This window comes from Bacillus sp. GW823-FHT06A11 (genome assembly GCF_058795355.1).
The window spans coordinates 106,383-119,456 of record NZ_JBXAHS010000006.1; the positions used below are offsets into that span (position 1 = coordinate 106,383).

The window sequence follows — 13,074 nt, forward strand, 5'->3', positions numbered from 1 at the left end:
ACAAATATACAATATAAATTTTAAACTGCGCATATGTCTGTATGTAACTATCCATAATAACCCATATAAAGTTCAACGAGGAATAAGGTGAATATATGGGATCTTTTCGAAAATGGATAAGGGGCGAAAAATCTTTCTCTACTCATGAGCAATCTGAAACTGTATTAAATAAAGAAATTTCTTCCTCCATGCCGCTTAATCTTAAACACTTATCCAAATTATTTAGTGGTATTCCAGAATTAATTACACGCACTTTCCCGTTAAAAAACGGAAAAGAAGCTGCTCTTATATATATGGAAGGACTTGTAGATAAAACTGTTATTAATGTAGATATTCTTCGTCCTCTCTTATTTAAAGAATGGAATGAAGATGATTTTTGGGAATCTTCTGTTTCTATAGGGAATATTAAAAAAGTTCAGAAGTGGATAGACATTGAGCAATCTCTCTTACATGGCAAAAGTATTTTATTTATAAACGGGCAATTATCAGCTTTAGAACTAGATACGCAAGCGGCGCCAAAAAGGAGTATTGAAGAACCTACAACAGAGACTTCCATAAAAAGCTCACACGAAGGATTTAATGAAGTGGCAAGTGATAGTATCGCACTTATTCGTCGCTATATTCCAAATCGCGAATTAAAAGTGAAGGGATTCACTGTTGGCGAACGAGCAACCTCTAAAGTTTTTTTACTTTATCTTGCAGATGTTGCAAACGAAGATGTTGTACAAGATATGGCCTGCCGCATTGAATCAATCAAAGTAGATGCTATTCTTACTACCGGTGAATTAGAAGGATTTGTTGAAGATAATTCCTATACTCTCTTCCCACAATTGTCTATCACTGAACGTCCTGACACAACGGCACATCATATTTTGAATGGGCGAATTGCTGTTGTTGTAGATCGCTCACCAGGCGTATTAATAGGACCGATGACCTTTTCATCCTTTTTTCAGACGATAGATGATTACAGCTTCAGACCTATGATTCCATCTTTTATACGACTCCTTCGTTTCACTGGGTTATTTATTGCAATATTTGCTCCTGCTCTTTATATTGCTATGATTTCCTTCCATTATGAAGTGATTCCGCTCAAATTGTTGTTAACGATTGGAGAATCTCGAGCCAAAATTCCTTTTCCCCCCATATTAGAAGCTTTATTAATGGAATTAGTTCTCGAAATGCTCCGAGAAGCAGCGATTCGGCTTCCTGGGCCTGTTGGACAAACAATCGGCGTCGTAGGAGGAATTGTAATTGGACAAGCTGCGGTTCAAGCTGGGATTGTTAGTAACGTTATGGTTATCGTCGTATCAATTACTGCGGTTGCCTCTTTCATTATTCCTAACTTAGAAATGTCAGCAGGAATTCGGCTTCTTCGATTCCCAATGATGATAGCTGCCTCTTTATTTGGCGTCATTGGAATTATGGTTGGAATGGCAATCATTATCATCCATATTCTTTCTATGGAATCACTTGGTGTGCCATATGGTAGTCCTTTTTCTCCGTCATATGCTTCGGATTTAAAAGATACCCTTGTACGTTTCCCCTGGAAGATTATGAAGAAACGGCCACTATCTCTACAATTAAAACAAGATAACCGGCAAAGAGATGTTGAGGAAAAGGAGGAGAATAAGTGACAAAACGTGCAAAGAGGGAAATCACTTTATTTCAATACATTTTAACTATTAGTGGTGTTCAAGTCGGATTCGGCGTACTTACACTCCCGCGTGAAGTTGCACAAGGAGCGAATACAGATGGCTGGATGTCTATTATTATCGGATGTGTCATTACTACTTTAGTCAGTCTATGTATTGTAAAAATCATGGAAAAACATCCAGGATATACTTTACTTGATGTGCTGATACGCTATCTTGGAAAATGGCTAGGAAGAGTAGTAATGATTTTTTGGATTTTATATGCTGTACTCGCAGCTGTTTCCTTAATTTTTTCCCTCTTATACGTTATTCATATTTGGATTTTACCTAGATCTCCTATGTCTTTAATTATGATTTTGCTATCTATTCCAATGCTTATGCTTGCATGTAAAGGAGCACTTATTATTAGTCGTTTTGCTGTTTTCACTGTCATCTTTACACTTTGGATGCCATTATTATTATTTATTCCTCTTAAAGATGGGCATTTTATATATCTTCTTCCTCTTATCAAGGAAGGATGGCTACCAATTATAAACACCGTAAAATCAACTATCATTGCGTTTCTCGGATTCGAGTTTGCGTTTGTCCTTTATCCTTATTTAACTAACAAAGCATCTGCAAAAAAAGGAATTGTTATTGCAAATTTGATTACGTTATTTATTTATCTTCAAATCACGTTCGTTTCTTTTATTTATTTTAGTCCAGATGGTATAACAAAGTTTTTATGGCCAACTCTTTCTCTTGTTACACCGTTTCATTTCTCATTTCTTGAGCGGTTTGAAATTATCTTTTTGTCATTTTATCTCTTTATTATTTTTGATTCCTGTATTCCTTATATTTTTACTGCTTCAGATGGTATTAATCAATTACTTAACAAAAAAGGCAGTTCATTACCTATTTATTTTTTATTATTCGGGTGTATTTTCATCTTATTCTTTTATATCCCTTCTTCTTATCAGATAAGTTCGTTGCGGGAATTTTGGGGAACTGCTAGTTATTTTATCGTTTTTCTATTCCCAGTTGTATTTCTCTTATACATGACACTTTATCAGCATTGGAAAAGGAGAAAAGTTTAAATGAGACGCTTTATTCATTTTATTATATTTTGTTTTCTCATAATTTTTTTAGCAGGTTGTGAAGATCGGCTTGATTTAGAAAAACAATCCATCTCATTAATTTACGGTTTTGACGCAAAAGCAAAAGGAAAATTAATTGTGTATCACGTAAACCCTATTTTCAATGAAGATGTAGAGAAAAAGTACGAAATTCATAAAGCGAAAGTACATACACCCCGAGAAGCAAAAGATACGTTTAACAGTTCAAGCAGCGGTTTAGTGTCCACAGAAAAGTTACAGCTTATATTGTTTAGCACGAATTTTTTAAAACAAGAAGGAGCTATGCCTTATCTGGATGTTTGGTATCGCGACCCTAAAAATACAGGGAATATGCGCATGGTTGCAGTAGATGGCCCCATTTCTTCTGTTATATATAATAATTTCAAAGATAAGCCTGCTCTTCCTGAATATTTAACAGATTTAATTAATACGAACAAACTATACAATCGGACCGTGTTTACGACATTCCATGAATTTCATAGACAAACTTTTAATAAAGGCGTAACTCCTGCTATTTCAGAAATAAAAAAAGGGAAGAAAGATGTTATTGTTACCGGTTCGGCACTATTAACCTCTCGTGGAACTTATAAGATGTCTTTAAATCGCTACGAAAGTGCCCTTCTTCTTATGGTGCAAAAGAAAGCTAATATACCCGTTTCACTTACAATGAAAATCCCCTCTAATTTAGTTGAAAGTAATAGCCATCTAAAAGATACAAAAGGCGACGATTTTATAACAATAAATGTTCTTAGTATGAGTCATGATATCGGTACAGACTATAGCGATAACCGCTTCAAATTTAATATTAAAATGGATTTAAAAATTGCCGTATCTGAACTTACATTCAACATGGATATAGAAAATGATAGAAAAAAATTAACTTCTCTTATTACAAAACAACTAAACAATGATTTAAACGATTTAATCCACAAAATTCAAAAACAGCAGCTTGATCCATTCGGATTTGGTGATTATGCGAGAGCGTTTCAATATGAAGAATGGAAACAAGTTGAAGATGATTGGCCAAGTTCCTTTTCAAAAGCTAATGTGAAAGTGGCACCAACTATTAAAATTTTAGAAAATGGGATTATTAAATAGAAAAAACACGCTACTTGTTCTTATATGAATAAGTAGCGTGTTTTCATTTCCATTACAAGTATTATTTCAATGGACTATACTCTATTTCCATTTCTAACATTACTATGTTTTTTAGCATATACAAAATATATGAAAACGCCTATTATAATCCATGCCACAAAACTAATTAAAGTAAGCTTAGAAAGGTTCAAAGCCAAATATATACAACTTACTATTGAAACGATAGGGAAAAAAGGTACTAGAGGGGCACGGAATGGCCTCTTCATATCAGGATGCGTCTTTCTTAATACAATGACAGCTATAGATACAAACACAAATGCTGTTATCGTTCCCATATTCACTAAATTAGCTAATAAATTCAAATCCACTAATCCCGCTAATAAAGCTGCTAGTATACCTGTAACCCACGTATTAAAAAATGGAGTTTGTAAACGTTTATGGACACTTGAAAGTCTTTTTGGTAACAGTCCATCTCGACTCATCGAGTAAGATACACGAACAAATGCAAACATAGCTACTAACAGAACTGTTGTTAGCCCCGCTATCGCTCCCACCGATAACAACCCAGCAATTCTATCTTCTCCTACAGTGCGCAACGCATATGCAACCGGATCAGCAACATTTAATTCCGTAAACGGAACCATTCCAGTTAGCACGAATGAAACACCTACATATAGAACGGTACAAATGAACAAGGAAACAAGTAGCCCAATTGGCACGTTACGTTGTGGACGCTTCACTTCCTCTGCGGCTGTTGCAACTGCATCAAATCCTAAAAAAGCAAAAAATACAGTAGCAGCGCCCCCTACCACACCGTGAAAACCAAACGGTAGAAATGGTTGCCAATTCTCTGGTCTTACATATTGTGTCCCTACAACAATAAATCCTACAATAACAGCCAGTTTAATAATAACCATTATATTATTAATTCGTGCACTTTCTTTTGCACCACGGCTTAATAAAAATGTAACAACTAAAATAATAAGAACTGCTGGTAAATCAATGATTCCACCCTTCCCCATTCCTGGTGCCGAAGCAAAAACCGTAGGAATGTGAATATTAAAACCTAGTAGCAATGACTGAAAATATGCTGACCAGCCTGCTGCAACCGCAGAAGTCGCTAATAAATACTCCAGCATAACACACCAGCCAACTATAAATGCAAAAATCTCACCTAGTGTCATATATGTATATGAATATACACTTCCCGAAACTGGAACTGTAGATGCAAATTCAGCATAACAGAAAGCTACACATGCACATATAATTGCCGCTAATACAAAAGATAATACAATCGCCGGACCAGCATGTTTCGCTGCTACAATACCAGTTAATACGAAAATACCTGTACCAATAATTGCTCCAATACCTAAAAGAGTTAAATCAATCGCTCCTAAAGTTTGATTCAATACTTTTTTCTTTTCTTCATCCATTGCTTTCTTTATGAAAAGACTCATTCTTTGAAACCTCTTTTTCAAGTTTATCTCTTACTTGTTACATTCTTTATTACTGTTCTATTTTAAAAATAAAAATATACATAGTTCACTTCCCCTATAGACTTAGTAACCCACCTCATAAAAAAACAGAAAATTCAATCTCTTTATACCGTATTGAATTTTCAAAATATTAATCATACCAAAAAACCATTAAGAATGCTGATTGAATTTATCATACAATTAATTATATTGTCAATAATAAATCACTCAAAAATAATCGGTTGATTATGTATCAAATGTTATTTTTATACATAATTATTTTCTTAAAAACATTGTTGTTTTCCACCTTAATATTCATATTCATTTTATTACATTGATTTTCATTACATACAATGTAATGAAAATCATAATAACCTCAAATTAATTATTATTCAAAAATAATAATTAATTTGAGGTTATTTCACCATTTTAATACTAACAAAAAAGTGCAGATTTTCATCTGCACTTTTTTTATTCTTCCACTTCAGCTTCTGCACTACTATTTTCAAGATGCTCCTTCTGAGCTTCCTCTTGCAACTCTGCTGAAATCATCCCATAATAAAGTTCCGGATATAACCCAAATATTTGATATACACTTCCTAAAAACGGCATCAGAATCCCTCTTTTCTAAAGTTGTATTGCCACTTTTAAGGATTCCCTTTTCATTCACTATACATTCGTTTTTGGCGTTTCTTCTTCATCTTGAATACTTAATAAATTTTGCCATTTTTTATACGGAGCGCTATTTGGATCTACATATCCTTTCGCATGCGAGCGATCCCACAATTGTTTAATAAACATTTCTTTCTCTTTCTTTGCAACCATATCAGCACCTGTACCGTAATAGTTCTGGAAATACAACTCGATTTCATCAAGGAATAGTCTTAATAATTCATCTGATGTTTCTTCTAACGTCGGATCATACTTCGCTTCACGGTCATACATTAAAATCATGTCTAAAAGATTGTGGACATGTTCTTTTCTAAGCCATCTTACATCTTGGGCTCCTAATACGAACGGATGTGTATATAAATGTCCACCTTGTATCATCGCCTTTTCTTGCTCTTCTTCAAATCGTGACAAGATGTTTTCATAAATAAACGGATTATGAAGCAATGCTCTGTGTAATTTATAACTTTCGCTTGAAATATTTTTTCCCATCGACTGAATTAAAAAGCTACGTCCCACACCGTTATATTGATACACAAACTGTCCATCAACAGCAACTAAACTAATCCAGCGATACATATATGCGTATAGTAATGCACGATTACATTTATCATAATCTAATTTTGTTTGAGTCGCATTCAAATCTGGCATAAAGGCTGGTAAGTGCCAATACTTATCTAAATGCGGCGTTAAACTAGATTTTTTACTATTTAATTTGTTTACACGGCGATAATACGATTGGAAATAGTCCCCTTTATCATTCATAAATCCGTTTGAAATATGTCCTGATGATAATTTAGGAAAATCTTGCAGCGATAAGCCATAATGTGCTCGATAACAGATCACTTCAAATGGCGAAAAGGCTTCGTGTACTGTATCTTTTTCTTTAAACATTTCTTGAATCAATTCCTCTTGTAGCTCTTTCTTTAAAGAAGGATGTATACCCCAATATTGTAATTCCCTATGATGAGCAACTTTCGGAATGAATGGACTTGCTAAATGGAACAGGTCTTCAATTTTTTCACGCACGTATTCATCGCGATCACGTTTCTTATAATCTGCTTCTTTTCGCAACGCTTCAATAATATTCAATTCTAATTTATCACGATAGCGTACTTGCAGTTCGTCATAACAATAGCTCAGTATATGTTCGCGATAGAAATCCTCTACCTTTTTCGACTGAATCTCTTCTGTTTTCGCATCACGACAATATTCCCCATACAAACTCATATAAATTTCCGCTGATATATCTTTCGGTAGTACACCTAAATTTAAATGTTGCTGCATATCTTGCCATATCTTTTCTTGCAGCTGTTCCTCTGCTAATACATAAACATTCGTCGGGTTTGTTTTCCCTTCAAATTCCTTACTGCGCTTTTGGATTTCAAACAATAAATTTTCACGTGTTTCATGTAAATTATCAAAAAATCTTTCCCAATATTGAATCATTTTATTAACTGCCTGATATAGCGATTGATACACAAGTTCTAATAGCATTTCTTTTCGATATTCATTTAATTTGTGTACATATTGCGTTACGATGTCTTCAAATTCTCTTTTGAATAAACGTTGCTGATTATTAATCATTTTTCCGAACCAGCCTTGTTGTTGAGCAATTTCTACTCGGCGTACAGCCGTTACCGTGCCATCGATATTACCTACATTAAATTTTTTATCGTAGTTTTGAATTACATTACGCTTTTGTTCATTATTTTCATGTAATCGATTCATTTTTTCTACTAACTGTTTTCGAATTTCATATAACATAAAACGTGCTGCTACTGGGTGAACTGGATCTGTTTTCTTTAAAAACCATGTATTTAATTGATAGGACTGCCCTTCAGAACCACTTGGTGAAAAGCGGTCTGATTCAATCATGTCATATAAAAGTGTCGTTACATGTTCATGTACACGGCTCGGAATCGCATATGCATATAAGCGAACCGCATGATCCACTCTTGCCACTTCACCTTTCATTTGTTCCATCATTTTCAGTTTCGCAGCTGAAATTTTACACTCATGTTGCAGACGATTTAATTCCTCATCTTTTTGCACCGTTCGTTGTACATAACTTTCTACAGCTTCTAAAAACAGTTTTGATTTCGCAACTCCGAGCTTACCACCCTCTGCTCCTTCACGTGTTTCATTGTACATTTGTCTATAGAAAATATGAGCTTGCTCTGGACGGGTAGCAAGATGCTCCAAGTCCTCTAAATAACTTTTACCTCTCTCCGGCTTTTCACGCTGCATCCCACGTTTTACATCTTGGTCGTATCTTTGCTTCTTCTCTTGAAACAGTTGATCTAAATGCAGCCACGATTCATCTAAACCTTGCACCGCCCATTTTAAAGCACAATATTTTAACACATGCTCATATGGATAAATGAGTTTTGCCGTTCCTGCCCCGCAATATCGTCCTTTTCCACTTGATTCTGCTAATTGCTGAATTTGATTGTCTTCTTGTGCAAAATGACTTGTAGACATCGGGCTAAATAACTGTAAATAAATTGTATTTGCCATCTGTTCCATATAGTCTGATAAATTGTGTAAATGGTGTCCATGTAGATTTTCGTAATCGTATAAGAAACAATAATTGTACGGTAAATGATGTTGTTTAATTGTATGATTCGTTCTTCCGTCTTCATCTACTTGATCAGGGCGATACTCTAATTCAATTGTTACACCACCGCGTTTTGATAATTCTCCAGTAGAACCGAGCGTAATAGCATGTAATTCTTTTAACGATGCATAGCCATTTGCTTGCACCGTTTCAAATTCTTTCGCACTAACCGTTCTCGTCTTTACTAAAACATCCGGCATTAAAAACGCACCGCGTATTAAAATGTTATGATGCTGCAATTTCTTCCGAAGCATTTCACGTAAATATAATGCAATTTGCAGAAACATCCCTGAACCTGTTCCGCCTGCTAGTGATGTTACTATAATGACACGCACACCATATTCCGTTTGATCACTTGTAACCGGAAAAATTTTCTCGATTTCTTGCCAAAAAGACGTCAATTTATCTTCTTTCATCGCAGCACGTAACGCTAAACGTGAAATGACGCGTAACTGTCCTGCTCCTTCTGTTAATGGCTTATCAAGTATAGTCGGATCCATCGGAAACCACTCTGGGATCGTTGGATCTCCCGCAATATACTCCCTAGGCGTTTTACTAGAACTTGTTTGTGTCTTAAACTTTCGAATATGATCAAATTTACTTAATGTATTCACATCTGTATCAAATACGTGCATTGCTACCTTTTTCCGGCGCTCTTCAGGCAATTTTTCATATATTTGATGCGTCACAGTACTACCGATTCCACCTAAACCAATTAATATTGTTGGAACTTGTAATGTCATGTGAACCACCTTCCTATTCTTGCTTGTTTGAAAAAAGGGAAAGAGAATCAATACTCCATCCCCGTCTTATCCCTATCTACTATTCACATTCATACTTGTAAATCTCCTTACCATATCCTCTATCAATTAGTAAAAGTTCATTTGGATATAGTGTCTTATGTTCCATTCCTACTTCATCTTTTGTTATAAACATCCCATCAATAATCATTCCAACTACTTGTGATTCTTTCGCTACAAAGACAGATTTCGAACCTTTCTTCGCTATAAACGTAACGGATTGCACTGTTTTTCTTTCTGCTCTAAATGGGATACCAAAATAATGGTTCCACCATTTATTTCGAAGTAATTCTGGCTCAGATTGATATAGCCAATCTTTCGCTACCTCTTGATCCCATTCATAATACAGTAGTGCCTTCCGGTGAAATCTCGGCCGAACAATCCATCCTAAAACAATGATTCCTACTACTAGCAGTAATAAAGTGATAGGAATGACAAACTTAAAAATAAGCGCATATTTTTCATAAAACGGAGCATCTTGAATATGGAATGTTATGTTTTTCTTTACTTCTTGTAATTTTGAATCCTGCATTACGATGGTAGCTTCTACGGTGCCGGTATCTGTAAAATTAAATGTGTCGGAGTAATAGGGACGAGGATAAACATAAATCTGATTTCCATGTTGCTTTATTTCATAATTGATTGATTGTTTAGATGTGACACCAGTAGATTTTAATAGTTTTTTTACAGCTTCTTCTGTCATCGGCTTACCATCTAACTGTGGCTGCAAAACAAATGGTTTACTATTCTCTAAATTTGTCACTTTTTCTTCATAATCTTTTGTAACAGTTTGAAGTGATAATTTCGGTTTCTCAGCTGTTTCAATTTTAAATTCTTTCGTCTGTCTATAAAACCCCTTTATATTCATATGAACTTTCCCGCGTACTAACCCTTTACCAAGCTTAGTTTCATAATAAAACACATGCCTTTTATCGTCCCACTTCATCGGATATTGTTTTCCGTCTATTTCTACTTCTGCCTGAAAGTAAGAAGACTGAACTGGCAACTCCGTAGGCTTCGCTTCAATAACAGCAGTAACCCCTTCGTGCATTTCCTCTACATTTTTTTGACTACTATCATCTTTGTCATAAGTAGAAACCGTATAATTAAGCGCTGGTTCAACTAGTACTTGTAGTCCTTCTTTCTCAATGTCCTGGTCTACTTCTATCGTATAAGTTCCTGGTTTAATAACTTCCTGATTTTCCGTACTTATATGAACTATATTTCCGAACAATTTTGCTTCTCCTGGTGCATGTATGGAAAAAGAAGATTGTAATTGTAACGGTTTAGAAATTTGTGTGACCTGATAATCGGGCAGAGAAGGCGATTGTCGTACAAGCGTCATACGCTTTAATGGAAACGGTGTTGTAATCTCTACTCTTTTCCCCACTACTTTCGTTTTTACAATCGATTCAACAGAGGAGAATGGATCACGATTTGCAACTAATGCTGCCACTTGATTTACACTTTTTACAATGCCATCTTCTCCGCTTGACGGCATCGTAACACCATTTATCTCTTTCTTCCATATTTCTTTAAACGTGTTTAATTGTTCTTTTTCTTGTTGTCCTAAATCTTCTTCCATCGTAATTAAGACTGGGTGTAACGATATCTTTTTTGCATCCATTTCTTTCTTAAACTGGGCTAATTTCTGCAAAATTTGTTCTTTTCCGCCAACCTTATCTTTCTCTAAATCATTAAATGCCCCGTCAGTTAATACAATAAGCCAAAATTCACGTTTTCCATCTATATCTGCTTCCTTTTTTATAGATTGCATCGCCGTTTCTACCGCGCTAAATGGAGTATTTAAATACGTTTTCCACGCTCCAATTCCCTCAATTTCTGTTTGCCTTTTATCCTTCGTTAACGAAATGTTTAATGGATCATTCGGCTTACTCATTGGAACGTAAGAAAATTTATCTTTTTCATCTAATAGCGCAACTAAACTTTGCAAAGCATAATTGGCATATTTCCAGCGATCGTTATTTCTCATGCTGCCCGAATCGTCATATACAAGTGAAACGACCCTTTCCTTTGCCTCCTCTCCTTTTGCAAAAGCTGATAAAGGTAAACATATAAATAGAAACAACATGAACGTGGCACAAATTCGGATTTTCATGATGAGGCTTCGCCACCTTTGTAGACAAATTCCTATGTTTAAATTTATGAGAGGAAACAAGATATATGACTTGTATTTTAGGACAACTAACCCACCATAACTTTATTATGTAAACAGATTATACACTTGGTAATATTCCTTCTAGCATTCTCTATCCAATTATATAAGTAAAAAAGCCTGTTTAAGCTCCACGCTTAAAACAGACTTTTCCTACTTTTTATTTTAAAAACACATAACAAAAAGTTTGATTTTTAACTTAACACATCACTTCTATTTTAAATCCACCGGGTGCTTCAACGTAAAACGTATACGCATGGGCTTGCTTAGGAGGCTCGACCAAAAATCCATCTTCCTTCAATCTTTGATTTATCTTATCTACTTGTTCTTCACTTTCTTGTGGAAATCCTACATGAAATGTTTTTGGATACTGAACTTCTTTTCCTTTCATTAAAGTTAGTATAAATCCATCATTATCACGCATAACTGCAAAGGCATTCCCCCTTGTTCCACTACAAGTTAAGCCAAAATACTTTTCTAAAAACTCTCTTGCAGCTACTACATCTGCAACTGTTAAATTAAGATGTTTAATTCCCAACTCATCACCTTCTTTCTTAATTTTCTAACATTTTATCATACAATTAAAAAACACGCCTTTCACAGCGTGTTTCATTGCTTTACATACACTTCAACAATCGGATTCTCTTTATTATCCGCATGCAAGCGTATATTCTCTTCACTTGTATGATAAATACTAGCTAATAACATTATCGTTAACACATTAGGTGTCTTCGCATCACTTCCGTATTTTCTCTCAAGCGCTTCCTTATATTCAAAATCTAAATCTCCCTGCACATATGTATACACTTCAAAACCATCTTCTAAATTGCAAACTACTGTATCAATAATATCTGCCCCTACTTGCTTCTTCATTTCCTCTCGCAACGCTTCAATAAATTCTTCCCACGGTACTTCGTATGTCTGAAACTGATCTGTAGATTTCATGCCTTTTCCTCCTTATATATCCTCTTCTTATATTTCCCCTTTCCTACAACAATTATGATAGATAGGGCATTCGTACAAGCCGCACTTGTCCCCCTTACATATCGTATTACTGTAATGCGGAAGGAGGAAAGAACATGCATAGACAAAAATGTTATGATACATGCCGACGTTACTTCGGAAAAGTTGTTCGGATTGAAGACCGTGATGGCCGTATACATTTAGGGAAAATAATCGATGTGACACAAAGCTCTGTATGGATTGAACCGGTGCAACAGCGCTCATCTTTTGATTCAGGATTCGGCTACTATGACGCTTATGCAAACGGTGGTTGTGACCTTTGTGGAGGCCTTAGCAGATGTGATAGTTGCGGATTTGGATGCGGTGGTGGATTTAGCAGCTGCGGATGTGGTGGCCGTGGTTGCGGTAGTTGTGGTGGCGGCGGCTGGGGTGTTGAACTCGGATTTGGTTTCATCTTCGGAATCACATTAGCTGCATTATTTTTCATTTAACATAGTAAAGAGTTG

Annotated in this window: 10 protein-coding genes; 4 read left to right on the top strand and 6 right to left on the bottom strand. The window is 35.4% G+C overall.

The features are described 5' to 3' along the window. The first annotated feature begins 95 nt into the window (after nt 1–95). The 3 genes from AC1Q8L_RS24215 to AC1Q8L_RS24225 are packed head-to-tail and all read left to right on the top strand — an operon-like array spanning nt 96 to nt 3,865. A complete protein-coding gene (locus AC1Q8L_RS24215; RefSeq protein WP_000534549.1) occupies nt 96–1,634 on the top strand; it encodes a spore germination protein in 1,539 nt (512 codons plus the stop codon). Then, nucleotides 1,631–2,728 (top strand): endospore germination permease, encoded by a 1,098-nt coding sequence (locus tag AC1Q8L_RS24220; RefSeq protein ID WP_000166524.1) that lies wholly within the window; start codon nt 1,631–1,633, stop codon nt 2,726–2,728. The genes AC1Q8L_RS24215 and AC1Q8L_RS24220 overlap by 4 nt, the downstream gene beginning before the upstream one ends. Continuing rightward, nucleotides 2,729–3,865 (top strand): Ger(x)C family spore germination protein, encoded by a 1,137-nt coding sequence (locus tag AC1Q8L_RS24225; protein ID WP_001252187.1) that lies wholly within the window; start codon nt 2,729–2,731, stop codon nt 3,863–3,865. Between the two features lie 74 nt (nt 3,866–3,939). Here the strand turns inward: AC1Q8L_RS24225 and AC1Q8L_RS24230 are convergent, their stop codons facing one another. From AC1Q8L_RS24230 to AC1Q8L_RS24255, 6 genes are all read right to left on the bottom strand, one after another. Then, on the bottom strand, nt 3,940–5,322 hold the full coding sequence (locus AC1Q8L_RS24230) for an APC family permease (RefSeq protein ID WP_141544101.1): 1,383 nt from the start codon (nt 5,320–5,322) through the stop codon (nt 3,940–3,942). A 489-nt stretch (nt 5,323–5,811) separates the two neighbouring features. Further along, the gene (locus AC1Q8L_RS24235; protein WP_001116193.1) at nt 5,812–5,952 is read right to left on the bottom strand and encodes a hypothetical protein; all 141 of its coding nucleotides are present in this window, start codon (nt 5,950–5,952) and stop codon (nt 5,812–5,814) included. A gap of 57 nt (nt 5,953–6,009) precedes the next feature. Further along, a complete protein-coding gene (locus AC1Q8L_RS24240; protein WP_000175110.1) occupies nt 6,010–9,372 on the bottom strand; it encodes a tubulin-like doman-containing protein in 3,363 nt (1,120 codons plus the stop codon). Nucleotides 9,373–9,451: 79 nt separating this feature from the next. After that, entirely contained in the window at nt 9,452–11,548 is a 2,097-nt protein-coding gene (locus AC1Q8L_RS24245) for a vWA domain-containing protein (protein ID WP_061660597.1), read from the bottom strand. A 256-nt stretch (nt 11,549–11,804) separates the two neighbouring features. After that, nucleotides 11,805–12,143, bottom strand: a complete 339-nt coding sequence (locus AC1Q8L_RS24250; protein WP_000511516.1) for a VOC family protein — start codon at nt 12,141–12,143, stop codon at nt 11,805–11,807. 71 nt (nt 12,144–12,214) lie between these two features. Continuing rightward, a complete protein-coding gene (locus AC1Q8L_RS24255; RefSeq protein WP_000842898.1) occupies nt 12,215–12,550 on the bottom strand; it encodes a hypothetical protein in 336 nt (111 codons plus the stop codon). Between the two features lie 134 nt (nt 12,551–12,684). On the opposite strand from AC1Q8L_RS24255, the gene AC1Q8L_RS24260 reads away from it, so the two are divergent. After that, nucleotides 12,685–13,059, top strand: coding sequence for a hypothetical protein (locus tag AC1Q8L_RS24260; RefSeq protein ID WP_492339514.1), 375 nt, complete (start codon nt 12,685–12,687; stop codon nt 13,057–13,059). Nucleotides 13,060–13,074: the final 15 nt, after the last annotated feature.

Coding starts and splice junctions, on each gene's coding strand:
- AC1Q8L_RS24215 (WP_000534549.1), top strand. CDS start 96: ATGGGATCTTTTCGAAAATGGATAAGGGGCGAAAAATCTTTCTCTACT.
- AC1Q8L_RS24260 (WP_492339514.1), top strand. CDS start 12,685: ATGCATAGACAAAAATGTTATGATACATGCCGACGTTACTTCGGAAAA.
- AC1Q8L_RS24225 (WP_001252187.1), top strand. CDS start 2,729: ATGAGACGCTTTATTCATTTTATTATATTTTGTTTTCTCATAATTTTT.
- AC1Q8L_RS24235 (WP_001116193.1), bottom strand. CDS start 5,952: ATGCCGTTTTTAGGAAGTGTATATCAAATATTTGGGTTATATCCGGAA.
- AC1Q8L_RS24255 (WP_000842898.1), bottom strand. CDS start 12,550: ATGAAATCTACAGATCAGTTTCAGACATACGAAGTACCGTGGGAAGAA.
- AC1Q8L_RS24245 (WP_061660597.1), bottom strand. CDS start 11,548: ATGAAAATCCGAATTTGTGCCACGTTCATGTTGTTTCTATTTATATGT.
- AC1Q8L_RS24230 (WP_141544101.1), bottom strand. CDS start 5,322: ATGAGTCTTTTCATAAAGAAAGCAATGGATGAAGAAAAGAAAAAAGTA.
- AC1Q8L_RS24240 (WP_000175110.1), bottom strand. CDS start 9,372: ATGACATTACAAGTTCCAACAATATTAATTGGTTTAGGTGGAATCGGT.